Origin of the sequence: Paenibacillus stellifer (assembly GCF_000758685.1) — a bacterium.
Classification (GTDB): domain Bacteria; phylum Bacillota; class Bacilli; order Paenibacillales; family Paenibacillaceae; genus Paenibacillus_AQ; species Paenibacillus_AQ stellifer.
The window spans coordinates 832,934-858,866 of the sequence record NZ_CP009286.1; the positions used below are offsets into that span (position 1 = coordinate 832,934).

At 49.0% G+C, this 25,933-nt stretch carries 14 protein-coding genes; all 14 read left to right on the forward strand.

The annotated features are described in order from the left end of the window. Window positions 1-170 precede the first annotated feature (170 nt). The 14 genes from PSTEL_RS03980 to pglZ all read left to right on the forward strand — a co-directional run bounded on the left by PSTEL_RS03980 (window position 171) and on the right by pglZ (window position 25,933). Window positions 171-2,039, forward strand: a complete 1,869-nt coding sequence (locus tag PSTEL_RS03980) for a hypothetical protein (protein WP_038693621.1) — start codon at window positions 171-173, stop codon at window positions 2,037-2,039. Window positions 2,040-2,053: 14 nt separating this feature from the next. Then, complete coding sequence (locus PSTEL_RS03985; RefSeq protein WP_038693622.1) at window positions 2,054-2,788, forward strand: OmpA/MotB family protein; 735 nt, start codon at window positions 2,054-2,056, stop codon at window positions 2,786-2,788. Continuing rightward, complete coding sequence (locus PSTEL_RS03990; protein ID WP_169744532.1) at window positions 2,769-4,010, forward strand: hypothetical protein; 1,242 nt, start codon at window positions 2,769-2,771, stop codon at window positions 4,008-4,010. The genes PSTEL_RS03985 and PSTEL_RS03990 overlap by 20 nt, the downstream gene beginning before the upstream one ends. An 11-nt stretch (window positions 4,011-4,021) precedes the next feature. Continuing rightward, window positions 4,022-6,775: a DEAD/DEAH box helicase gene (locus PSTEL_RS03995; protein ID WP_084064669.1), complete on the forward strand. Its 2,754-nt coding sequence runs from the start codon at window positions 4,022-4,024 to the stop codon at window positions 6,773-6,775. Window positions 6,776-6,883: 108 nt separating this feature from the next. After that, a complete protein-coding gene (locus tag PSTEL_RS04000; protein WP_038693626.1) occupies window positions 6,884-7,933 on the forward strand; it encodes a Wadjet anti-phage system protein JetD domain-containing protein in 1,050 nt (349 codons plus the stop codon). Beyond that, on the forward strand, window positions 7,915-9,429 hold the full coding sequence (locus tag PSTEL_RS04005) for a hypothetical protein (protein WP_038700097.1): 1,515 nt from the start codon (window positions 7,915-7,917) through the stop codon (window positions 9,427-9,429). Before PSTEL_RS04000 ends, PSTEL_RS04005 begins: the two co-directional genes overlap by 19 nt. Further along, on the forward strand, window positions 9,419-10,237 hold the full coding sequence (locus PSTEL_RS04010; RefSeq protein WP_245625071.1) for a DUF6063 family protein: 819 nt from the start codon (window positions 9,419-9,421) through the stop codon (window positions 10,235-10,237). Before PSTEL_RS04005 ends, PSTEL_RS04010 begins: the two co-directional genes overlap by 11 nt. Continuing rightward, window positions 10,215-14,660: a coiled-coil domain-containing protein gene (locus tag PSTEL_RS04015; RefSeq protein ID WP_038693628.1), complete on the forward strand. Its 4,446-nt coding sequence runs from the start codon at window positions 10,215-10,217 to the stop codon at window positions 14,658-14,660. Before PSTEL_RS04010 ends, PSTEL_RS04015 begins: the two co-directional genes overlap by 23 nt. A 347-nt stretch (window positions 14,661-15,007) precedes the next feature. After that, window positions 15,008-15,199: a helix-turn-helix domain-containing protein gene (locus PSTEL_RS04020; protein WP_038693630.1), complete on the forward strand. Its 192-nt coding sequence runs from the start codon at window positions 15,008-15,010 to the stop codon at window positions 15,197-15,199. Between the two features lie 51 nt (window positions 15,200-15,250). Continuing rightward, window positions 15,251-15,859 (forward strand): DUF1819 family protein, encoded by a 609-nt coding sequence (locus PSTEL_RS04025; protein ID WP_052098178.1) that lies wholly within the window; start codon window positions 15,251-15,253, stop codon window positions 15,857-15,859. 10 nt (window positions 15,860-15,869) lie between these two features. Beyond that, window positions 15,870-16,427, forward strand: coding sequence for a DUF1788 domain-containing protein (locus PSTEL_RS04030; protein WP_038693631.1), 558 nt, complete (start codon window positions 15,870-15,872; stop codon window positions 16,425-16,427). 13 nt (window positions 16,428-16,440) lie between these two features. Further along, window positions 16,441-19,962: a BREX system P-loop protein BrxC gene (brxC, locus tag PSTEL_RS04035; protein WP_038693632.1), complete on the forward strand. Its 3,522-nt coding sequence runs from the start codon at window positions 16,441-16,443 to the stop codon at window positions 19,960-19,962. A 14-nt stretch (window positions 19,963-19,976) separates the two neighbouring features. After that, window positions 19,977-23,330 (forward strand): BREX-1 system adenine-specific DNA-methyltransferase PglX, encoded by a 3,354-nt coding sequence (pglX, locus tag PSTEL_RS04040; protein ID WP_038693634.1) that lies wholly within the window; start codon window positions 19,977-19,979, stop codon window positions 23,328-23,330. Window positions 23,331-23,341: 11 nt separating this feature from the next. After that, complete coding sequence (pglZ, locus tag PSTEL_RS04045) at window positions 23,342-25,933, forward strand: BREX-1 system phosphatase PglZ type A (RefSeq protein ID WP_038693636.1); 2,592 nt, start codon at window positions 23,342-23,344, stop codon at window positions 25,931-25,933.

The window sequence follows — 25,933 nt, forward strand, 5'->3', positions numbered from 1 at the left end:
TGGGAATTCTGGGTATAATGTACTGGAAAGAAATGATAATCTATGAATTTGAACATTCTAGTAGTGCGTAAGCAATAAATGAGGCAAGGGTTTATTCCTATATGCACGACTTCACATTGAGTGAGGTCGTTTTTTGATAATAATAGATAGCAAGAGGTCAGGGGGATATTATGGAAAAGTGGATAACACCTGAAGCATACACGTATTTCATCTATTTCATGTTTCTTATATTTGCTGTAAGTGCGTTCTATGTTTTTGGTCCTGCTATCAAGAGTAAAGTGGCGGCTAAGAAAATAAAAGCAGAGTTAAACAGTTTGTCGAAATTTCAAGATGTAACTGAAAAATTCAATCAGTTTAATGAATGGATGACTCAAAGTAAAAATTTGTATGTGAAAGAAAAACTCCTTCCCGCTTGGGAAAGCTATTATCAACAGTACATATACTACCAGCAAAAAGGTATCGCATATACACCTGATGTATATGACTTTTTCTTTGAAGAGTCTCTTGTACATAGTTTCGGCAAACGTAAATATGCTGAAATTGTCGCTGGCATCTTTCTTTCATTAGGTATCGTTGGTACTTTCTTTGGAATTTCAGTTGGTGTATCAGGACTGCATGTTGATGGTAACTCTGATGCAATGCAGTCAGGAATAGGAGTATTGTTAAGTGGCATGAAAGTGAAATTTCGTTCTTCGATTGCTGGTGTACTGCTTTCGCTTGGTTGGCAGTATCTTGACAAAAGACATTTTTTTCCTATGTTGACCGAATCCTTTTCTGACATTCGTCACAGTCTGGATGAGGCTTTCCCAACGCAGGACCAAAGCACGCTGCTGTATAGCATGGATCAGCGCCAAGAGAAACAAATGCAGGACTTTCAAGCCTTCTTGTCCGATGTTCTGATTCCTAATATGGTGAACGGCATTGCGAGTTCGGTTCAGCAGTCGCTGGAACCTCAAATGCAGCAGACCCAGCAGATGATGTCGGAACTAATGCAGACGACAAGCCTTAATCAGGCACAGGGCATGCAGACGATGGTGAATCAATTCGTGAACCAGCTTAACGAGCTGACAGGCGACCATATGAAGAATCTGGGTGAAGCACTGAATTCTACGCTGGAATGGCAGAAGAATGTTCAAACGGAATTGGCTGCTCTTGTCCAGTCTATGCAGGAATCTGCTGTAGGCCAGATGGCCATGGTAGAGAAAACTACGCTCTTAACTTCACAAATTCATGAGTATACCGAGCGAATTACCGATTATCAGAGTGTGCTTGAAAAGACAGCGGCTGAACTGAGCGGAACCACAGATAAGAACAGCGAGCTTCAAAAAGTAACGACCGGGCTGTTGGAGCGAATGACGGAAGAACGCCGGCTGTTTCATGAGTATTTTGACATCCATTTAAGCAGTTTGAAAGAAAATGTGGACTCCATTACAGGCCAGACAGGACTTCAGGTCACCGTTCAACAGCGTTTGGAAGAGAACTTGCAGCGGATTTCGAATATTACCGAAAGTCAGCAGACACTGGCGGTAACCCTGGCGCAGCAGGCCGATTTGAGCCAGCGCTCCAATCAGGAGCTTGAAGTGATATTCGATAAATTTACGCAGCACAATTCGGAGTTCGTACATATTCAAGATAATCTGAAATCTTTGCTCCAAGAAATTCAGCAGGAACGTGTGGAAATGGATGGCATATCAATCCGAATACAGGATACGTTAACCGGCCAACTGGAGAATATGGAATCTCGTGTAGAACAGTTGAGTCAGGTGTGGGAGTCAGCGAGCGACTCAATGGCTAAAACGAACAAGCATCTGGAAACTTCAATGAATCAGTTTGCTGATGATATGCACCGGGGACTGCAGAATACGTTTAACCTGTTTGACCAGGAATTGACGAAGTCCGTTCAGCATTTGGCAAGTGGAGTGGAGGCTATACAGGAAGGCGTCATCGACCTACCCGATGCGATGCAGACTTTGAAGCAGGCAGTAAATGAAATCAATCGGCAGTCCAAGCGGATCATGAATCCGATTACTATGGAGTAAGGTGTTGATACAGATTGGCCAGAGGATTCCGGAATGAACGGCACAAGTCGCGGGCTTATGAAGGAGAGAAAGAAAGTTTTTGGGTTTCCTATACGGATTTGATGTCTGCTCTGTTAGTTATTTTTGCATTGGTCTTGATGGTCACTCTTTTTAATACCCGATCCGCCTATGAAGAGAAGGAAGCTGCAATCAATGAGAAGAACCAGATGATCGAAGAAGCGGCGGGAGTCAAGTCAGAGATTATCCAGGAACTTATCAAAGCTTTTAAGGATTCGGATTTGGCTCTGGAAGTCGATCCTCAGACAGGCGCAATCCGTTTCTCCGGAGGCGTATTCTTTAATTCGAACAGCAGCCAGGTTTCTCCTACCGGAAGGATCTATTTGGAGAAGTTTATTCCCAAGTACATTGATATTCTGCTGTCCGACCGGTTTCGAAGTGAGATTTCCCAGATTATCGTCGAAGGACATACGGATACGGCAGGCGGCTATCTTTATAATTTGAAACTATCTCAAGACCGTGCGCTTGCCGTGGTGCAGCAAATCTTTCAACCGACTTTTCCTAAATTTAAATACATAGAAGAACTCAAATCGGTTATTACAGCAAACGGACGATCTTATAGCATTCCCATCCTCAAATCGGATGGATCCATTGATGCGAATAAATCGAGACGGGTAGAATTCAAATTCCGCCTGAAAGATGACCAATTAATCGATCAACTGCAAGCACTTGGTGAGCAAGATGGAAATTAATCGTTACTATTACCAGTTTACGTTCAAGCCCCAGCAGTTAGCTGAAGAGAGGCGGAAGATAGAATCTAAATATAAGAATCAAGCCAACGTTATAATCAGAAAACGCGGAAAAATGCTACTTCCCAAACTATTGGGGCTCATACGTTCGACACCTGTTGAACAAATCGAAGACCTGGCTCAAGGGTTGAAAAAGATGGAAGTTCTGATGCTGATTTACGAAGATTATCCTTTTCCCGATGAAAGTCTGGATACGGTCTACAAGATTAACCAAATCCTGACCGCACGTTATTCGATTGAAGTCGGGAAGACCGCGTGGGTATTATTCCAGCATGGTTATGAGGAGCCTGTGTTGGAGGACCTTCTGCAGCGTATTTATTCGATAGACCGGTTCGCCTTTCTTGGACTTGAGGATGAGCTGCAGCACCATCTCGACCAAGCCTTCGTTAATAACCAAGGAACCGCTGAGGGGCTGGCCGCCGCCCTCTTTCAGATGGAGATGAAGACCCAAGATGTTCTTATCTCCTTGAGAATAGAAAAAGACTCAAAGCTGGAAGCATACCTCATGCGAGAACTGCTGGAGCGCGGCTTGGCAGACGACCGGATTATTCGCCGGGATGGAACCGACTTCATCGTCAGACTTCTGGACAAATACTCCATGGATGATTATAAAGTTCTGATTAAGAATTACCTGGAGCTGCGTAAATACCAGCAGTTCCATAACATGATCCTTCAGCAGGCTGTCGATCGGCTGCGCGATCCAAGAGAACGTGCTGTGGATTGGCAATTTTTAAGCTCTGCGGCTTTGAAGGAAGTCAATAGCTGGATGATTCGAAAGAAACTGCAAGTCCTTTTCGAAAAAGACCCGGACAATAAGCGTCTGAACTATTGGAAACAATTTATCGATTATATGCAACACGTGGAACTGATTCAGGACCCGATGATCGCCTTCATTTATTTTGACAAGTTCGCCGTTGTTGAGTTTGGTGAGATGGGAGCTGCCTACTTCTATCATATTGAGGGATTCAATTCATTAATTTACCCTATCAGCAATTCCAGTGCTTTTAGAAACAGCCGGAGCCGGCAAAACAAAGAGTCTATGTTGAAAGTTACAGAAGAAAACAGAAATGGAATTCCGTTGTTCATTGTTAAGCTTGACCATCGAGGAAATTGGGTTTACAAATTCGATTATTATACGCGGGAATACCTGAACGGTGCATTTTAGAAAGGAGACACATGATGGCCGGCTTATTTGGTTTGTTTGGCAGGCGGCAGCGCAGATCCTCCTTTTCTCCGGTAGCAGATATAGAGATCAAGAAGGAATTTATACCCGAAGGCCTGCTGTATACGCTTATTCGGGAAGGCAGTGCCGTGGTATTTCCGCTGAATCTCAGGATATCCGAACTTAGGCAGCTGAGATATGCGGAGCTGCTGGAGACGCTCGAAGATCTGTGGTTTGAGGAATGCTTGGAGTTAAGAGGCGAGAGCTACGTACTTCCATTGGAGAAGATTAGTGAGATTCCGCCCGAACTGCGGATGCGACTGGACATTCCGAAACCGACCAAACTGAAATTGAGACTAGGGCATGAGAGTGCAGTAGGAACAGCGCATTTCAAATTTATATTGGAGAAGAGCTATGAGGCTTGGGAGCATCTAGAGAGGTCAGCCAAGTCCATCGGACCATGGATGATCCTGCCTGACCGTCAGATACTGCTGATGGACGAAGAACAGTACCGCTTCCAACAGCTGATTGATAAGGCACCGCAAGCTCTTAACCGGGAGCGTATTTTCACCTATGTTGCCGAGGTGCGGAATTGGGCGCTGCGTGAGGGATACCCGATGGATGATTATTTACGCCGTCAGGAATACCTCTTCGTTGATCAGGTCAATCTCGATTTGGCTTATGATCAGGGAACAATCACATTTTCGCCTCATTATGCTTCGACAGATGATATCTCTCCCGAGTTTCTGAAAGGGATGGGTGCTGCATCTAGCCGATACGCCGTTGACGGCAAGCAGCGTAAAGTGTTCGTCAAGCCGGACGTTGCCGATAAAGCCCGTGTGATTCAAGAGCTCCCGCCAATTACAGGAACAAACATTCCGCGGTTTATAGATAATCCGGAAGCTTTTCTTCCGGAAATAGAGGGACTCGAGCTTTCCCGGTTCGGAGAAAGGGTGAAATCGCTAGGAATCCGGGTGTACCGGGCCCAGCCGTTTGTTCATGCTTCTGAACAGGAACGGGGCTGGTTTGAGCTGGATTTCGGATTTTCAGCACAGGATGAGGATGGAGAAATTCATCAGATCTGGGAAGCCTCCGAGATGATGAATCTGATTGCTCAGGCCAAAGAGAATGAGGACGAATTCATTGAATGGAACGGCAACTGGCTCAAGCTGCCCAAAGATGCGAAGGAATTCGTGGAAGCAACGGAAACAGCCAAGGAATTTACCGGCAGCAGTGGACTTGTAGATATAACGAAGCTGCCCTATGTCCTGGAGATTTACGATAATATCAGTCAACTGGAGTTTAATCAGCCGATTCTGCAGGCACAGCAGGAATTGCAAAGCCTTGGTATTCTTGCAGAGGAACCTCCTGCTTCACTGCAGGCAGTGCTAAAGCCTTTCCAAACGGACGGATATATTTGGATGAAGTCTTTGCATTACCGGAAGCTTGGCGGCTTGCTGGCTGATGATATGGGGCTTGGCAAAACCATTCAAGTCATCTCGTTTCTTTCCTATTTGCATGAAACAGGCCGGTTGACCCCGACCCTGATTGTTGTGCCAAAGACCCTTATGGACAATTGGGAAAAGGAAATCGGGAAATTTGCCCCTTCGCTCCTGAAATCGCTGAATCTTCATCGGGGGACGCAGCGTCTGAAGGATGCGGAGCAGTTGAGACGGATTGGAATTACGATTACGACTTACCATACGCTCGTCAAGGACCAGCTGGTGTTCGGACAGGTGGATTGGCAGGCGGTAATCTGCGACGAAGCACAGGCGATCAAGAATCCTTCAACGGCCGCTTCCAAAGTGCTCAAGGCGATGAAGTCGAAGTTCAGGCTGGCGGTGACGGGCACTCCGGTTGAGAACGGATTGAGCGAGCTCTGGTCGATTATGGACTACGTGCAGCCAGGGTTTTTGGGTAGTCTGACCAAATTCAAGGAGGAATTCGTTAACAAGCTGCATGGCGATTCCCGTGATATTGAAGCCGAGAAGAAACTGCTTGCCCGGATCTCTATGGTGTACAAACGTCGAACCAAGTCAGAGGAATTGGGCGATCAACTTCCGCCTAAGGAAGCGATCCTTTCCAAGGTCGAGTTAGGGCAGGAGCAAGCCAAGCTGTATGCCGAGGTTATTACATTGGTGCGAAACAAGGCGATGGACGGACTGCAGGCTATCCAGAAACTGAAGGCTCTGAGTTCGCATCCTTCGCTGGTAGCAGATTGTTATTCGGGGCTGCCGTATGACCGTGTTCCTAAACTGAAAGAAACCATTGCTATATTGCGGCGAGTGAAAGAGAAAGGCGAGAAAGCTCTTATTTTTACGGAATATATTAAAATGCAGGAAATTCTGCGTGCTGCCGTCCGTGACTGCTTTGATATCAATCCTATGATTATTAATGGAATGACCGAGCGAAGACAGGAACAGGTAGACCGGTTCAACCGGAATCCGGGTTTTGATGTCTTGATCTTATCCCCAAAGGCAGCCGGAACTGGTTTGACTATTACGTCTGCCAATCATGTCATCCACTATACGCGCTGGTGGAATCCCGCGGTGGAGAATCAGGCAACCGACCGCGCCTACCGTATCGGCCAGGATAAGCCGGTCTATGTCTACTATCCGATTGTTGCTGATACTCAGGGATTAACCAAACAGGGAACGGTCGAGGAGATTGTTCACAAGCTGCTGACTGACAAACAGGAGATGGCTTCGTCTGTCATTGTTTCGAGCAGAAAGCTTAATATTGAGGATGAAGTCTTAAAGGGGTTGTAGTGCGAAAGTATGTTCGCTGACATGACTCTGTCTCAAGCGGATATTACACTGATATTTAGCAAGACAATACGCGAGGAAGATAAAGCAGTAGGCAGGAGTTCCTTCCCTATGCAAATCAAACAAACAATAGAGCAGCATATCAGCTTAATGAAGAAAACCACCATCCCGCTTGAGGAATTGGAGTCTTTATTTAAGGGCGCCGAAGTGGGCCCACGCGCGTTTGCGGAGGCTGTCCTTGAACTGGAGAACAGCGGGGTGCTGGAGTCGGTGAAAGCAGCCGGACGCACTTTGAAGCAGCCCTCGCTGGCTTACCGCTACCGGGTGAACAAACAAGAGATGACCGGGCACCATATCCGGTTGCTGCAGCAGGTCCGCCTGAGTCTTCATCCGGCGATTCAGTTGGATGGCTATTTTGCGCTGTCGGCGGAGCAATTTCAGCAGGACCAGCCGTGGATTGAGCAGATCAATCAATATTTGAAAATCTACGGTTTCCCCTCCTCTGCCGTACCTGCTCCGGAACGCAGCTTTCAGCTTACCGGTAATGAGAAGTGGATTACGGATCTTGGCGGACATGCTCTATTAAAGCGGCTGGGACTTTGGGAACGGCTGCTTATTCATCCGGTATCCGATCCGCTGATGTTCGCGGTCAATCCTGCCTTATCCCACCCCGCCTCTTCCCGCTGCCTGAACCTGATTGTCGAGAACAAGACAACCTTTCAAGCCCTGCTTCCTGTCCTTACCTCCAGCCTGTTCAGCACTTTAATTTATGGCTGCGGCAACAAAATTACCGGCAATCTGGATATGTTTCCGCTGCAGTATCCCGTGCCCGGACGAGACCACCGGTTCTATTATTTCGGCGACCTGGATTACGAGGGGATCAGGATCTGGCATGAGGCCAGCAAGCAGCATCCGCTGCTTCCCGCCCTCCCTTTCTATGAGGCATGTCTCGCCAAGCCCTATGTACTGGGCAAAAGCAATCAGCGAAGAAACGAGGAAGCGTTAGGAGCGTTTCTTTCGTATTTTTCAGGGGATGCGCAGGATCAACTCATACGCTGTCTGGGCTGCGGCGGCTATATTCCGCAGGAAACACTGACTTCGGAAGAACTGCAGCAAATATGGAGGAGTCAAGAGTGGAAGCAATGGATCGCATGGAATTAGAAGGTACGGTTTCGGGTTTTCAAGAGCGTATGTCGAAGGTTGCGCTGTTCGATCCGCTATTTGAGCTTAGGCGCAAAAAACAGACGGATGCCTCCGGGCAGCCGATTGATATGATGGAGCTGGGCCTGCTTGCTTTGCTGTTCTTTTTTGAACAGAAACTGTTGAGAAATAGTCGGGTGGGTGTCAAGGAACTGGCTATTTATCTGCTGCGGCTCATGGAGGGCAAACTGCAGGTAGACGAAGCACAAGGCGAGGAGTTGGCGAGGGACATCATTCAGGTGTTTCGCCCAGCCTCGGGCAAGAAGCGCGAGTTCGCCTTCTATAATTGGGAGGCCTGTCAGCCTCAGCAGGTGCATACTTCCATTCTGCGGGCCAATGCCTTTGATGCGAAGACGGGGACCCAGTATTATGCGCTGGATGAGGACGGGCTGGAGCTCGTATTTGCAACAAAGGAGTTCTATTCGGAATTTCAGCTGTCGATTCACCAGCTTGTGCTTCGCAAACAGCTCGAGAAAGGCGAATTCCAGGGGGCGCTTCGGCAGATCAATGAAATGCGGGTTGATGTTGAATCGCTGCAGGAACGGATGATGAAGCTTGAGCATGAAATCAAGCGTAGCATCGTGTCGGAAGAGACGCTGAAGCGGTACAGCGAGTTGCTGGAAGATATTTATGCACGGCTGCAGCGTGAGAACGACGAATTTGAAGAACTGAGGCAATTTGTCAAAGAAACGCGGGCGCGGCTGTATGCCGATAATCGGCCGGAGAACCGGGTACGTGCGTATGAATATATAGTCAAGATTGCAGGCGAGCTGGAAAAAGTGCATGCCGAACATTCCGGGCTGCTGCAGCAGAGTATGGAATTGAAGAACCAGGCGCTGTATTCCGCCAAGGAATCGCTGTATTACACCGGACTTAGCTCATTTAACTTCGAGCAGGATGTTGCAGGACTCATCTTCGGACTGCCGCTGCCGCTGGAATCAATGAGAGGTATCGTATCCCCGTTTATGGCACTGCAGCAGTCGCGGAACTGGTCGCCGCTGACGCTGCTGGCCGAGCAGAATATTAGCGGCATAGGGGAGCAGGAGCCCCGGGAAGAAGGCTTTCTGGAAGCGGAGGATGACGGGCGCGAGCTGCAGTATGCAGCGCGGCGAAGTGCTTTTTATATGGAAATCATGGGGCTGCTGCTGCAGGAGCTTGAACGGACGCCGGAGCTGGAACTGCGTGAATTTCTGAACAGGCTTAGCGAATATGGACGGCAGGATTGGCTGGATCGGCGCAGCTTCTATGATTTCTGGCTGATTCTGCATCAGCGGAGTCCGGTTCGTGCAGTAGGGATGGACCAGAGGGACGATAAGACCGGACTGGAAGAGGTGTTTGGTCTGCTTGGGCGGAAAGTTCTGCTGGTGTGGGAGGCCGTAGGCCTTGTCGAAACGGGAACACGCTATCAAATCCAGAATATGAAGCTGACACAGGAGGACGAATCCATTGGCTTATAGCTACAGCAATGAAACGATAATGCAGGCATTCCGGCTGTATGCGCAGCTGTCGATGAACGGATTGGCGGCTAGGGAAGGTTTGCAGGAATATATGGCAGATGATGACGTCAGAGGATTGGTCGATCAGTTCGCGGCAGAGGTGGATTGCGCGGTAATCGCGGCGGGGGACGAGCTGTATCTGATTCCGCTTGCGCGCCTGTCGCCGTTCCATGTGAGCAATGATCATATGAAGAGAACGTATTTGCGCGCTAACGCGGTAAATGCCGACCTTTACTTGATGTACATGGCGATAATTGTGCTGTTCGGCGCCTTCTACGACAGCTATCAGAGTCTGGAACCGACCCGAAATTTCCTGCCGCTGGAGGAGTGGGCTGTGCTTCTGCAGGAGAGAATTCAATCGCTCAAGGAGCATGATGCGGAAGCGCTGAAGCGCTATGAGAGCGAGTTCTCGTACAACTGGACGGCGATCATTGAGAAGTGGGATACGATGGATGATATCAAGGAAACGGCCAAACGGCAGGCGGGCAATACGATCAGCCGGCTCAGCTTTCTGGATTCAGTCAAGCGGTTTCTGTTGGAGCAGCGGCTGGCGGAGGAGGTCGGCGAAGGCGAGCTGGCATTGACCGAGAAGACGAAGGTGATTGTGCAGCGGTATTTTATGGAGCTAGAGTACAACCGGGGAATACTGAATTTCCTATACAGTCTGGATGACCGTAAGCTGGAAGAACGCAGCATGGAAGAACTTCGTACGGATGGCCAAAGCATTACAGAGGAGGACGAACCGCATGCCGTCAATTTCCAAAATTAGATTTACTCATGTGATGTATGAAGGCGGGAACAAACGCTATAACGACGAAACCTTTCTGTTCGACGGCCATAACGGGGCAATCGTGCTGGAGAACGGCGGCGGCAAAACCGTGTTCATCCAGACGGCGCTGCAGGCGATGTCGCCGCATACGGACCTGGCCGGACGCAAGATCAAGGACACGCTTCTCCTTGAGAACGGGCCTGCCCATATCGCGGTGGAATGGATTCTGAACGACAAGCCCCGCCGCCGGTATGCTGTCGCTTGTATCAGTCTGTTCCTGAGCGCAATCGGTGTGGATTCCTACCGTTATGTTTATGAGTACAGCGAGCATGATGACCACGGGCTGGATCATATCCCATTCGTTAAGGAGCATATGGGCAAGACCCGGCCATCCGACAAAGGCGAAATCCAGGACTATTATTCTTCCATGGCGCAGCGCTATCCGCTGACAGCGCGGACGTTCGGCACGATCAAGGAGTACAGGTCTTACCTCGAAGAGCACTATCATATTATAGCTTCGGAGTGGGAGGCTATTGCCAAAATCAACAGTACAGAGGGTGGAATCGAGAATTTCTTCGATGAGTGCAAATCGACGTCCCAGCTGTTTGATCGGCTGCTCATTCCGACTGTGGAAGAAGCGATGGAAGGCTTTCAGCCGGGAGGCTTCGCGGCGCTGTTCGAGTCGCATCGCGAAGAGTTCAAGCGCTACAAGGAATTGAAAGAACAAATTGCCGAGAACAAACTGATTCTGCAGGAGCTCAGCCGGTATGTGCTTGTATATGAAGGTCTGCATGAGGCGCAGCAGCGGTATGACGAGGCCCGAGGCGAGGCAAAAGCGTATCGAGAGCTGTCCCTGCGGCAGCACGAGGAGACGAAGGCAGAGCAGACCGGGCTTGCCGCAAGGCTGCAGGAGTGGATGCAGCGCAGCGAGGCGCTGCAGCTGGAGCTGAAGTCGCTGGAAATTGCGGAGGCGGAGCAGGAGCAGTCCGCGCTATCTAAGTGTATGAGGCAGCTTCAGGAAGAAGCGGACCGGCAGCTGCAGCGGCTGAAACAGGGAGAGCGCAGCTTCTATTCTTTGAAATACGCGGAGCAGCGGGTGAGCCGGGAAACGGCCGGCGCACGCCTGCAGCAGCTGGAACTGCAGCTTGCAAGGTTGGAGCAGAGTGAAGACGAGCAGCGGCTGCAGCAGCGCTGGGAGACTTGCGGCGGCAAGCTTAGAGCCGTATTCGCCCGGGATGAACGTGAAGTGTCTGCGAAGCTGGACGCTTACCGTTCCGAACTCGGTAGTCTGAAGCAGGAACAGGCCGAGACGGAGAAGGCTGTCTTAAAGCTTCGGCAAGAGATACGGACATGGGAACTGCAGCTGCGGGAGAAGGAGACGCAGGCGCAGGCGAAGAAAGAGCAGCAGGAACAGATTGCCCGTGCTGTTCTGGCCAATCCTTCGCTGGAGAAGGTGGAAGAGCAGATGCCAATCTGGTCGGAGCAGCAGCAGCAGCTGGAAGAACGGCGGATTGATCATATGCGCGCCCTCAAGGAGATAAACGCGGAACAAAACGCGGTCCGCAGCCGCCAGAAGACGATTGAGGAAGACATCCGCCGGACAGAGCGCGAGCAGGCGAAGCTAGAACAGCAGCGGGAACAGCTGCAAGAGCAGCATAATGTTCTTGCTTGCGATCTGGCTGCGCTGCGGCCGAATTGGCAACGCCTCACTTCCCTGTATGATAAGGCGGCGTCGATTTCAGAGCAGCTGCTTGAGGGAATACAGAAGCGGCAGGATCAGAAGAGCGACTGTCTGCACAAGGAGCGGCTCGCCTACCGCTATGTGGATGATTACCATGAGCAGGATATGTTCTTTGCCGATCCGGTTATTGAAGGTTTCGTCCATTCCTGGAGCAGACAGTTCAGTCTGCTGCAGACGGGCATCCAGTACATTCGCTCGCTGAATCTGGACGAAGAGGGCCGAAGCCGGGCAAAAGACGCGTTATGGCCGGTCACTCTAGTGACAACGGGCGCAGAGAAGAAGCTGCTGATGCAGAAGCTGGCCGCTGCAGGCGAGGAATTCGCCTTTCCGGTTCGAGTGCTCGGCGCGGGAGAAGCGGCAGAGATCGTAAGAGGATCAGAAGGCGGCGTAACGGAGGAACAGTGGGCCGTTCCGGATCATTGGCGAAGCAACGAGGATGAAGCTGTGTTCCGGCAGTGGAAGGCAGGTCTGCTGCATCGCGCCGGCCAGATTCGGAAGGACCGTGAGGAGAAAGAAGAGGAACTGGTGTTATGGCAGCGGATGGAGCAGCGATTCCGGCAGTTTCTCAATCAATATCCGCTGGCGGCGGTCCAGACACTGGAACAGCAGCTGCAGGTGGCACGCAAAGAGCTGATTAGCTGCAAGCAGCAGCACGAGCGGCATGAACAGCGATTGAATCAGCTGGAAGAGGCGGTCGATAAATATCGTACGGAACTGGCCGAGATGCAGGATCTCATTCACCAGCTGGGGGTGTGGCTGAAGGACGGGCAGCGGTATCAGGCGCTCGGCTTTGAACGGGAGAAGCTGGAGAAAGAGCTGGTGCCTGTCAAGCAGCAGCTGGCCGGCCTGGAAAGACAGCTTCAGATGAATCAGTACCGTCTGCAGCGGCTTCAGGAGGAACAGACGGCGGTGGAGCGAAGCTGCAATGATACGAACATCCGCTTGCAAGTGCTGCGCAGCGACGAACTGTACGGGAAAGTTCAGCCATTCGCGCATGTTAACTCCAGCCGGCCGCTGGCCGAGCTTAAAGAAGAGTATCGGGTGCTGGAGCGGGAGCGCGCCGGCATCATGAAAGAACGGAATCAGCTGGAAACGGAGCAGGAGTATGAACGCGAGAAGATCACTTTTGCGGACAAGGCGATGCATGAGCTGCTGCGTGAGCATCCGGATCTTAATGAGCGGATGATCCTGCTGGTCGAGGCGGAAACACAGAAGGAGGCGCTGTGGCAGCAGATTGAGGGGGATCGCGCCGAGCTGGAGCGGGTCTCAGACCGGCTGCAGGTGCAGCAGGCCAAGCTGCAGAAGAGCGAAGGGCGTCTGGAGAATCTGCGTGTTCAGTTCAGCGGACAATTTCCGAAGAAGCATCCGGTCTCGTTTGGCGAGGCTTTGGAGCAGGTGCGGCAGCGGCTGCGCCAGGAGAACGTCAGGCTGCAGCAGGAGAAGAAGGAGTGGCAACAGCGAAGCGATGCGGTGGAGCTCAGGCTTGGCGAACTGGAACAGGTGCTGCGGCTGTGGGATAAACACGCTTTGGTGCACCGGCTGGATGACAGCCGGCTGCGGACGGCCGCTCTGGATGAGTGCCGCCTGATGGATTTTGCCTATGCGCGCATGGATTTCAGCGAGCGTTCGGTCGCCGGGCTGCAGAGCTGTCAGGAGAAGATGGAGGAAGAGAGGATTCAGGTTGCTAGGGGCAGGGACAGTTTCAAGAATTACTGTGTCTCGCGCGTCCAGGATGTCAAGCTCCGGCAAATGGCCATTCAGGGCATTGAATTGAAGGATTCTTATGCGGAAGTAATGGAATTTAGGCAGACGATGGAGACGAGAATCCAGAAAGCGATTCATATTGCGGAGGAGACGATTCAGACCCATGACCGCGATCTACAGGAGTTCATCCAGCGGGTTCACATGCATTTGAAGCAAATAATGCAGGAGTTGAAAGAGCTGCCAAGGAAGACGCGGATCAAGACTGCGGATGGGTGGCGGGAAATCTACAGCTTCATGATTCCGGAATGGGAGGATCAGGACGGCAAAGACCGCATCCGGAGCCATGTGGAGTGGATACTCGAGCAGTTGGAGAGAATCGAAAGGGAAAGGCCTTCGGATGAGCAGAGCAAGCTGCCGCAGGGCGAGGTGCGCCGGAGACTGGAGAAATGGCTGGATTCCAGACAGTTGCTGCAGGTGGTTCTGAAGAACGAAGCGATGAAGGTCAGCTGTCGCAAAGTCATGAACGACCATCAGGTGACCAAGGCTTCCTATTCCTGGGAACAATCGAACCGCTGGTCGGGCGGGGAGAAATGGAGCAAAAATATGACGCTGTTTCTCGGGCTGCTTAATTATGTTGCCGAACGGCGGCAGTATATCGAAACGAATATGAAAATTCACCGCACTGTCATTCTGGATAATCCGTTCGGCAAGGCGTCCAGTGATCATGTGCTTAGCCCGGTCTTTTTTATCGCCGAGCAGTTGGGCTTTCAGATTATCGCGCTGACTGCGCATGCGGAAGGAAAGTTTCTGCACGATTACTTCCCAATCGTCTATAGCTGCCGCCTCCGCAGCACCTCTGATGTCGCCAAGCAAATTATCGAACCGACCAAGCGGGTGCAGTCCGCCTACTTCCGGGACCATGCTCCGGAGACGCTGGAGCGTATCGATTCGCGAATGGATCAGGTGAAGCTGTTCTGAGGCTGAGAGTTGCCAAGCTTGCAAGCTAAACTGTCAGCCGGCCTGAGAGGGCCGGTTGTTTGCTTTTTAAACTTGGAGAGTTCAGTGGTTGAGTATCGATCGATGTGCGTAATGACCGAGTCTGTAAAATTATTTGTGTAAACTCCTAAACCCAGTAAGATGGAAGTAATAGAAAGGTTGGGGAGAACACAGGGGACTTTGGTCAAATGTCTTGCACATACGTTTGACTCGGTATAACATTATTATCATCAGTTCATACTAATTCATACAAAATCCTATAAGATCAATTGAGATTCTGCTATAATAATCCAACCTTATTCATAGGGCTATACTGGGAGGATAAGCAAATGTTGAACGAAACTGAAAAATGGTCAAGTCTTGAAGAGATAGCTGAACATCTCGGTGTGAGTAAGGATACTATTCGCAGCTGGATTAAGAAAGACGTCATCCCGCACCGTCGGATTGGTAAGCTGTTCAAATTCAGGATCTCGGAAGTGGATACTTGGGTAGACAGCGGCAAGAGTGCCAAGATTAAATAATCTGCCGATGACAATAGGTCGAAGGGGGATGTAGGAGGATGATAGATTAATATGGTGGTTGTAAATATGCCGTACAACGGCAGCCTGACTGCCGAGCAGTTCCTTTTCTACGAAATGAGAATTGTTTCTAAGAAATACCTTGAAGGAACAACTATTGACGAAATAATTGAATATATAAAACGGGATAACCTGTTCCAGTACCCGACTGAGCGGGAGGTACCCAGACTAGCTCGGGCCTGTCAAAGAAGAATTGTCGCCCTTAGCAATGATAAATTGGTCTACGAACTGGCAAACGCATCCGTCGAGGTAGCAAAGCAAATAAATCTCTATGCGATGATGCGATACAATCGTCTGGTCCGGGAGTTTATGACCGATCTCATCGGCGAGAAGTACCGTCAGCAGGACTTCTCTTACACTCGAAAGGATATCAACGTTTTTTTCTCCCATTTGCAGGAACAGAACGACGACGTTGCGGCTTGGAGCGAGCAAACGGTAAGAAAACTGAAACAGGTACTGACTAAGTGTCTGATTGAAACGGAGATGCTCGATAGCGTAAGGGATACCACACTGAATCCAATTTTCATCAGTGAAGAATTGGAATCGGGCATCCGCGATAATATTGATTTGACCGCGCTTGCCGCATTTAACTGTTTCAGGTAGGAGTGCGAATATGGCTGACATTAAACAAGAATTGGATAGAATCAAAGCGCGAATCGCAGATAGCAATTTCCTTGCTAACAAGGGGTTATCGAACGAGGTTGGGATACATGTATTTACATATGCACCGCAGCATGAATTAATCGTTCGGAATTACATTGAACGGCTTGTCAACACTTTGTCCGATGATTTTCGCGTCATTGAAAGAGATATGTACAAGATTCTGCTTGAAATATTGGAGGAGAAGCGTGTGCTTGGCAGCGTTTCGGGACTTGAAGAAAAAAAAGGGAAGGACTATCTCCTTGCTCAGTTACAAAAGGTCGCAACGCAGGAGGCATTCCTAGCGAAGATGAAATATGAGCCCCACGAGCGCGGTGATGTGCTGTTTTTAACGGGCATTGGCAAAGTGTATCCCTTTATGAGGTCACATAAAATGCTTGACAGTATGCAGCAAGTATTCTCGGATATACCCATTGTGATGTTCTATCCAGGAGAATTTAACGGACAAAGCTTAATCCTGTTCGAGAAGTTCCTTGACGGAAACTATTACCGGGCATTTAATCTACTTTAATCGGGGGCAGCAAATGAAGATTCAAAGTATGTTCCAAAAGGATATTAATCGTGATATTAACGGTGTTATCAAAGTGGCGCAGGATGACGAGAAAAGCCTAGTTCAGGAACTTGACGAGTACATTATCACCAAGGAACTCCGTCGTCACTTTGGCACGTTTTTTGATAACTACTCGAAAGCCATCGACCACCCTACCGATAAAATCGGTGTATGGATTTCGGGTTTCTTTGGAAGCGGTAAATCGCACTTCCTGAAAATGTTGTCCTATCTTCTAGCGAACCGCAAAATCGGCGATAAAAGAGCCGTGGACTTCTTCAAACATAAATTTGATGACCCGATGATGTATGCGACGGTTGTCCGCAGTACGAATATCCCCACAGAGTCTATCCTCTTCAACATAGACATTGAAGGGCCTATTATTAAAGATAAAACGGCAGTCCTTCGTGTATTCACCAAGGTGTTCTATAACCATCTGGGCTTCTACGGAGAAGACTTGAAGCTAGCAAAACTCGAACGCTTTGTAGATATGCAAGGCAAGACCGAGATGTTTAGGCAGACCTTCGAAGAGGTTAATGGCGCACCATGGTTAGAGGCCCGTGCCACCTATGCCTTCTTTGAAGATGATATCGTATCTGTCCTGCAAAGTGTTCTCGGTATGAGTGAAATCGCTGCCCGCAACTGGTTCAATGGCGAGGAAAACACCGATATGAGCATAAAGCAGCTAGTTGAGGAGATTAAGACGTACGTTGATGCAAAAGGAAAGGACTTCCGCCTGTTGTTCTGCGTGGACGAGGTCGGCCAGTACATTGGGGATGACGGCGACCTGATGATAAACCTTCAGTCTATTGTCGAAGAAGTTGGAAGCAAGTGCCAAGGTAAAGTCTGGGTAATGGTCACGAGCCAAGAAGCCATTGACTCTGTCGTAAAAATCAGCGGCGACGACTTCTCTAAGATTCAAGGACGGTTCAATACCCGTCTGTCGCTGTCATCAGCATCGGTAGATGAGGTAATCAAAAAACGTATTCTTAAAAAGAATGAAGATGCCGACCAGCTTCTGCGGCTTGTTTATGACAAAGAGCGCGCCGTGCTGAAGAATTTATTCACATTCAACAATGCGGTATTGGACATCAAGGGTTACGCCGATGGAACCGAATTTTCTGCTACCTGCCCGTTCGTTCCTTATCAGTTTATTATCATCCAAAAAGTCCTAGCCGAGATACGTAAGCACGGCAACTCTGGCAAACATCTAGCGGGCGGCGAGCGTTCCATGCTTTCCGGCTTCCAAGAGGCTGCGCAAAAGGTGCAGGATAAAGATGAAAATGCACTCGTGCCTTTCTCGCAGTTCTACGATACGGTGCATACTTTCCTTGAAAGCCCTATACGTCGAGTGATTGACCGTTGTCAGACCGCAGCCGACAGGCACGACGGTTTGGAACAGTGTGATGTGAGCGTTCTTAAACTCCTCTACCTTATTCGCTATATTGAGGACATCAAGGCTAACATCGACAATATTGCTATTTTAATGATTGACGACATCCGCACAGACAAGATTACTCTTCGCCTTGAAATCGCTGCTTCGTTGGAGCGTTTGGAAACGCAAAACTATGTTGCCCGAAATGGAGATAACTACTCGTTCCTGACCGACGAAGAACAGGACATTGCTATCGACATCCGTAACACGACCGTGGACAGTGCGACGATCGTCCAGAGTATTGGTCAAACGATATTCAGCGATATCTATCCGTCAAAGAAATACAAATACAACAAATATGACTTCGCCTACGATCAGTACATCGACGAAACTCTCGTTGGAGCTGCGACCGGTGGGATTCGCTTGCGTTTTGTCACCGTAGCAAGCGACTACTACAACGCCCCAGAAACAAAGCTAATAATGGACTCGCAGGTCAATAACGAGGCAATCGTGCTGCTTTCAAGCGCAGTACAATACTTCGAGGAATTGGAAACCGCCGCGAAGATTAAGAAATATATTAAACAAAAGAACGTGTCACAACTGCCTGAAAGCATTCAAGACATTATCCGCAAGCGTCAGGCACAGGCGCGGATGCTTGAAGAGAACGCCAAGAAGCAAATTGAAAAGTCTATCGTTGACGGCGTATTTTACATCTACGGTGAAAAGATTGAGATAAAACATGGCGATGCAAGGAGCAAGCTTGACGAAGCCCTAAAACAACTGATAGAGAGCGTCTACTCCAAACTAAACCTCATAAACAAATTCAGCGAGAGTGACGCGGATATTCTGACAATCCTCAACGGGGGGCCGGAACAAATCGGCTTTGCTGGTAGTGGGGCGAATAATGAATTTGCTCTGACTGAGGTAAGCCAATGGCTTGAGGAACGCTATATGAACCGCGTCCCTGTTTCAATGGGAGACGTGCAAAGACGTTATCAGGCGATACCCTATGGTTGGCGTGAGGTGGATATCGCCGCACTCATCGCAAGACTTATTGTATCGCAGAAGATTGAGATCCGATATGGCGGTGCAGTAGTCGGTAAGGACGACAGAAATATTGTCGGCTACCTCCGTAAAAAGTCCGAGATAGACAAGGCGACTGTAAGTCGGCGAATTGCTCCGAGCGAAGAACTGATGCGTAAAAGTATTACATTCCTGCGCGACTGGCTCGGTCAAATGGGAATTCCCGAAGATGAGGACGGTCTTATCACCTTTGTGAAAGAGACGCTTGAACCGAAACTTGCACACTATGAGAATCTCCTGAACGAATACAACCGCGACCGCTATCCACAAAAAGAAGTGGTAACGGACGCTCGTGATCTGATGAGCGACATTCTATCGCAAAAACGTGACAATGTTGCACTTCTCACTCGCCTGATTGCTAAACAAGACGATCTTCGCGACTGTTCTGAGGATATGGAGGAAGTTGAGACCTTCTTCAAAACCCAGAGGACTATTTATGATGCGGCGCGCCAGTTACAGCGCGACCTGCAAGACGAGCGGGACTACTTCGTTACGAATACAGATGCGACCGAAAAGATAAGCGCGATTTCGTCAATCCTTGCGATGCCCAAGCCCTACGGTAGGATTAAAGATCTCTCCGATCTTATGCAGGGTGTCAGAAAGGCCTACGGCACATTGCTCGAGCAGAAGAAAGAGGAAGTTCATGGTATTATCACGCAGTGTATGGGCGATGTTCACACACTCGCGGATGCTGGAAGCCGAGCATATGACGAAGTGAAAAAGTCAGACGATCGCTTTGTAGAGTATAAACGTAAAGTTAATGACGCGACAAGCTTGACTGTGCTTGATGCGATGATCACACAATTGCTGAACTATAAAGACCAAGTTTGCAAGAGGATTGAATCGATGATCCACGACCAGCCGGCTATACCGGGCGGTACAACGCCTCCAAAGCCGCAGAAAATCGCACAAATACGCCGATATGACGTGTTCCCCGTCAGACGGTTGGCATCTCACGAGGATGTAGACAGTTATCTCGAAGGTATCCGTAAAAAGCTGTACGACACGCTGGAAGCAAACGACGGCATTCAAATCAACTAAACAAGGGTGAGAATATGAATAAGAACGCCATTCAAAAATTCGCTATCTGGGCGCGTACCGAACTCATCGAACAGGTGAAGCAGCGTGCCTACCAATATGCGATTACCGACAAGGGATACGGCGACGAGAATGCCACCGTCATCGCAGGGCGTGTGTTGGAGCATGATGAAAAGCGTCAGCGGCAGTCTTTTATCGAGATAATAAAAAAAAGCGGCTTCAAGCAAGCAGTTGAAGAAGTAGCATACACTTGGTTCAACCGATTTGTAGCCCTTCGCTATATGGAAGTGAACGACTTTCTTCCGACTCACGTCCGTGTGTTTTCAGACTCGAGTGGCGGCTTTAATCCCGAAATTCTAAAAAATGTTCTGCACCTCGATCTAGAGGGGCTATACAAGACGAAAGTATCCGAACTATTGAACGCCAATAAAACGGATGAACTCTATCGCTATCTTTTGTTGACCCAGTGCAATGCCTTGAATACGTTCCTGCCGGAGATGTTCGAGCGTATGGGTGCGTATACTGAAATGCTCTTGCCGAATAATATCTTAAAGCCTGAAGGTGTTATAGGGCGGCTTGTAAAAGATATACCCGAAGAAGATTTCCGTGACGCAGTGCAGATCATCGGCTGGTTGTACCAGTATTACAACACCGAGCCGAAACAGGCGGTGTTTGACGGACTCAAGAAGAACATCAAAATTACGAAAGAGAATATCCCTGCCGCCACGCAGCTTTTCACGCCGGACTGGATTGTACGGTATATGGTGGAGAATTCACTTGGTAGGCTGTGGCTTGAATCGCGCCCAGACAGCTCGCTCCGTGCAAACTGGAAATACTACCTTGACGAGGCGGAGCAAACGCCAGAAGTCGCGGAGCGTCTTCGCGTTTTGCGTAGCGAAAACGCCGTCAAGTCGCCAGAAGACATCAAGGTAATAGACCCTTGTATGGGTAGCGGTCATATTTTGGTTTACGCTTTTGACGTGCTGATGCAGATTTATACATCTGAGGGCTATTCCGAGCGCGACGCGGCGAAGTTGATACTCGAAAAGAACCTTTACGGCTTGGAGATAGACCGCCGCGCTTATCAGCTTGCCTACTTTGCGCTGATGATGAAAGCACGGCAGTATAATCGCAGAATCCTGACGCAGGGCGTGCGCCCGCAAGTGTACGAGCCGACGGGCTATGCGGACGGCATGGAATACGGCTCGCTTGTACGCGTGGACAAGCTTGAACCGATGCCAGAGCAACCGGAAGGTCAGCTCACGCTGTTTGACGACAGTTACGATGCAAAGTTGAATGCTTGGAATTTTCGTAGACTGCTTGCTCAGAAATACGACGTTGTTGTCACCAACCCGCCGTATATGGGGAATAAAGGAATGACCGCTAAGATGTCGGAGTATGTCCAAAAAAACTTCCCCGACAGCAAGAGCGATCTGTTTTCGTGCTTTATTGAGCGCGGCTTGGACTGGATAAAGCCGACTGGCTATAACTGTATGGTTACAATGCAATCGTGGATGTTCCTGTCAAGTTTTGAAACTATGCGTAAAAAGATACTGTCCTTGCGTACAATCACGAATCTGCTTCATATGGAAAATATGGTTATGGGTATCGCCTTTGGAACTGCAGTTGCCAATCTATATGGACACCACATCGCCGATTACAAGGGTCAGTACAATTACATGACAATGAAAGACATTGAGGATGAAAAACCTGTTGTCTTTCCGACTGCCCACAAGCGTAATTGCACCGCAAGTGCAGAGAATTTCGAGAAGATACCCGGCAGCCCTGTGGCGTATTGGGCTAGCAATCAGTTATTATCAGTATTTGAAAAAGAAAGGAAGATATCCGACATTGCGAAACCAAGAGTTGGGCAAAACACAGGTGACAATGAGAGATTTTTGAGATTGTGGCATGAAGTCTCAAACGACAAAATTGGTCTCAATACACCTCATTCGAAAATTGAGGAACAACCTTTCAAGTGGATTCCATATAGTAAAGGTGGGCCTTATCGTAAATGGTATGGAAACTATTTCTATCTAATAAATTGGAATGACAATGGAAGGGAAATTAAAGAATATGCCGTGGTCCGAAATAACGGGAAACACTGGTCACGTTATATTCAGAATTTAGATTTTCTCTGTATTGAAGGAGTGACTTGGTCGGATATTAGTTCGAGTAAGTTCTCTTGCCGATATTTGCCACAAGGATTTATTTGTGATGTAAAGGGGTCTTCTGCTTATCCACAACAATCGGATTTACTCATGTATATGGCAACACTCAACTCAGTGTTTGCTGAAGAGTGCTTGCGTATTCTCGCTCCAACAATTTCATTTCAAACTGGTGATATTTCAAGGATACCATATCCTTCAAATTCTGATAAGAATCAGATTATCAAAGAACTTGCAAGTGATTGCATTAAGCATTCAATGTCCGATTGGGATGCATTTGAAACCTCGTGGGATTTCAAGAGGCATCCGCTAATCTGTGGCGAGCGAACGGTTGCGGCTTCATTTTCCAAGTGGGAGCATGAGGCGGCGGAGCGGTTTGATACGCTCAAAGCTAACGAGGAAGAGCTCAACCGGATCTTTATCGATATCTACGGCTTACAGGGCGAACTCTCGCCGGAGGTCGAGGACAAAGACGTGAGTGTGCGCCGCGCAGATTTAGGACGCGAGATACGCAGTCTAATTAGCTATGCCATGGGCTGTATGTTAGGTCGGTATTCGCTTGATTGCGAGGGGCTTGCCTATGCAGGCGGTGATTGGGACGCGGGCAAGTATAAGACTTTACCCGCCGACAAGGATAATATCATCCCCATTTGCGACGACGAGTATTTCGACGATGATATCGCTGGTCGGTTCGTGGAGTTCGTCAAGACGGTTTACGCTGAGGACACCTTGGAGGAAAACCTACTCTTTATCGCCGATGCCCTTGGCGGCAAGGGTACGCCGCGTGAAGTCATTCGGAATTACTTCTTAAACGACTTCTACAAAGACCATCTGAAAATCTATCAGAAACGCCCGATTTACTGGCTGTTCGACAGCGGTAAGAAAAACGGCTTCAAGGCGCTCATCTATATGCACCGCTATTCAAGCGACCTGCTTGCCAAACTGCGGACGGATTATGTCCACGAACAACAAGAGCGTTACCGTACCCAGCTTTCCCATATCTCGGGTGCGCTGAACACAGCAACAGGCGCAGAACGTGCGCGGCTTCTGAAACAACAGGAAAGGCTAACTGAGCAACTGCGGGAACTCACCGTCTTTGAGGAGAAAGTTCACCACCTAGCCGACCAAAAAATCACGATCGACCTCGACGATGGTGTAAAGAAGAATTACGAGATCTTCACTGATGTCTTGGCGAAGATTTAATGGAGGATTCTATGCTGTCGGATACAATAAAATCAAGGCTTGTGGAGCGGTTCGCTGCTCCCTTGCCGGAATTCCATAAACGCCGCATCGTCTTTTGGTATGATGAGGACTCCGAATTTGCCGAGGCTGTTGATGAACTGGCTCTTAGCGGCGTGACGCTCGTAAAACTTAACGGCAAGAATAACTTTGCCGTAAAGAAACTACTTGCAGCGGATGACCTAACGGGCGACTACCTTGTCTATGACCCACTCTCTTACGATAAAGACGGGAAGGACGACTGGCTGCTTGACATCAAGCTGTACAGCGAAGAGTTCCGCGCCGACCTCGTGTCGCTTCAAATGGAGGAACTGCTCGTCGAGCCTTCTTCCGCAATGCGTAAGACGATGAAACTATACGCTAAATTCCTTGATAACAAAGACCGTAAGGCTAAACTCCGCAAAATCGGAAGGATGTACCAAGCACCGCTTCAGTTGCACATCGATATAATGGCGGTACTGAGCAACCTTCCCGGCGGTTCAGCTCAGGATGTTATCATCGCTGTGCTTTCGGCCGGATTAGAGAAGGAAAACAACGTCCCACTTGCTAATATCGAGAAGTTCGGTAATATTGAGGCGTTCTGGCAATTGATTCAGAAGTATACGGGATACGTCAATGCCGACGACCGCCCGCTTTCCGATCTCGCCGCACATATTCTGATAACTGCTCTGTCACAGACGACTCCTGCTTCCGCTTTGCGCGGCTTGGAGCGGTATGTTTCTGATTCCTCCAAAGCGTACTGCTATCAGCTTGTTCATGAGTGGCAACGCAGCGAAAACATTGGGGATTTAGTTGAGATTTGTCGCTTTGTGGAACATGAACTTCGCCTTTTCGAAAGATTTGACAAGGTAGAAATAACCGGGCTTTTGAAAAGCGACACGTTTCCTGCGATCAACGAAAGCATCTTAAAACGCTTTTACAACGAAATCAGTGAGCGTGTAATTAGAGTAGACGTTATCCTTGATGTGGTTGAGAATCGCCGCACTTCGGGGTGGTATCACTTATCTGTGGATTACTTCGAAAGCCTTTACTATATCGCTAAGATGCAGGAATTTTATCTGGCTCATATCGAAGGTTTCCACCTCGTCGAGCCTGTGAAGGTCTGGAAACTCTATACAACCGATGCATATAAGATGGACAGCTATTATCGGCACTTCCATTACTTTTTTGGAAATACGCTCAAATCCCCGCACGTTCTCTTGGAAGACGCCTTGAAGAAGTGCTCCGATGTGGTTGAGGGCTTATACTGTGAGTGGTTCTTGAAAGAACTCACCTTAAATTGGACCAATGCCATAGCGGGTGATTTAGACGCGCTCGGCTATGTTTCTGAAATAAATAAACAGCGGGATTTTTATCGGAGATACGTTTCTCCGAACGTGAGTAAGGGCAATCGTGTATTCGTCGTGATTTCCGACGCCCTTCGTTTCGAAGTTGCCGTTGAGCTCTCTGAAAACCTCGCGCACACCACCAAAGGTGTGGCTACACTTGAGGCAGTACAAGCCGTTTTCCCAAGCATTACCAAATTCGGGATGGCGGCCTTACTCTCGGGGAAAGAGTTATCTGTAAATGACAAGATGGAAGTGACAGTTGACGGCAACCCAACGAGTAGCACCATAGGGCGCGGCACAATCCTGAGCTTTGCCAACCCTGACAGCGTTGCCGTTACCTATAAAGACCTGCTCCAGATGAAGCAAGCAGAACGCCGCGCATTAGTGCAGGGTAAGGAGATCGTCTATATCTATCACAACACGATTGATGCACTAGGCGACAAGCCTGCTACCGAAACTAAGGTATTCGAGGCATGCGATTCGGCAATCTCTGAACTGAACGCAATCGTTAAGATAATCGTAAACGATCTAAGTGGCTCTAACGTATTGATCACTGCCGACCACGGCTTCCTATACACCTACAAACCACTTGAGGAAAGCCAGAAAATCAGCCGTCAGACCTTTAATGGCGAGATTTATGAACTTGGTCGGCGTTACGCTCTGGTTCCGCCTGAAACGACTGCTAACTACCTTCTTCCCGTAAAAACGGAGCGTGAATTCGGGGGAATTCCGATGAAAGGTTATGCCCCGCAGGACACGGTCCGTATTAGGGTTCAGGGTGGTGGCGAGAACTACGTCCACGGTGGCATCAGCCTACAGGAAATGGTTGTGCCTGTCATTGTCTATAAGGGTATGCGGTCGGGATCTAAGAGGTACGTTGAAGTTCAGAATCCGGGACTTTCACTTATTAGCGAAAGCCGTAAAGTGACGAACCTGATGTTCTCTCTCGACTTTCTGCAAAAACAGCCGATTGGCGACAAGGTGCAGGTATGCAATTACAGCCTGTATTTCACTGACGACATGGGCGTTCCCGTTAGTGACACACAGACGGTCATCGCAGACAGGACAAGCGACAATGCTTCCGAGCGTGTATTCCGCGTGAGGTTTACCCTAAAACAAATGCAATTTAACCGAAATAAAATATACCGCCTTGTCATTGCAAACGATACGGACGTGCCGGAAGAGGCCGAGTTTCGCATTGACATAGCATTTGCCGATGATTTCGGATTTGACCTATAG

Excerpts from the sequence above, each read along its gene's own strand:
- PSTEL_RS04020 (WP_038693630.1), top strand. The coding sequence starts at position 15,008 with ATGTTGAACGAAACTGAAAAATGGTCAAGTCTTGAAGAGATAGCTGAA.
- PSTEL_RS04005 (WP_038700097.1), top strand. The coding sequence starts at position 7,915 with ATGGATCGCATGGAATTAGAAGGTACGGTTTCGGGTTTTCAAGAGCGT.
- PSTEL_RS03980 (WP_038693621.1), top strand. The coding sequence starts at position 171 with ATGGAAAAGTGGATAACACCTGAAGCATACACGTATTTCATCTATTTC.
- PSTEL_RS03995 (WP_084064669.1), top strand. The coding sequence starts at position 4,022 with ATGATGGCCGGCTTATTTGGTTTGTTTGGCAGGCGGCAGCGCAGATCC.
- brxC (WP_038693632.1), top strand. The coding sequence starts at position 16,441 with ATGAAGATTCAAAGTATGTTCCAAAAGGATATTAATCGTGATATTAAC.
- pglX (WP_038693634.1), top strand. The coding sequence starts at position 19,977 with ATGAATAAGAACGCCATTCAAAAATTCGCTATCTGGGCGCGTACCGAA.
- PSTEL_RS04015 (WP_038693628.1), top strand. The coding sequence starts at position 10,215 with ATGCCGTCAATTTCCAAAATTAGATTTACTCATGTGATGTATGAAGGC.
- PSTEL_RS04025 (WP_052098178.1), top strand. The coding sequence starts at position 15,251 with ATGGTGGTTGTAAATATGCCGTACAACGGCAGCCTGACTGCCGAGCAG.
- pglZ (WP_038693636.1), top strand. The coding sequence starts at position 23,342 with ATGCTGTCGGATACAATAAAATCAAGGCTTGTGGAGCGGTTCGCTGCT.
- PSTEL_RS04000 (WP_038693626.1), top strand. The coding sequence starts at position 6,884 with ATGCAAATCAAACAAACAATAGAGCAGCATATCAGCTTAATGAAGAAA.
- PSTEL_RS04030 (WP_038693631.1), top strand. The coding sequence starts at position 15,870 with ATGGCTGACATTAAACAAGAATTGGATAGAATCAAAGCGCGAATCGCA.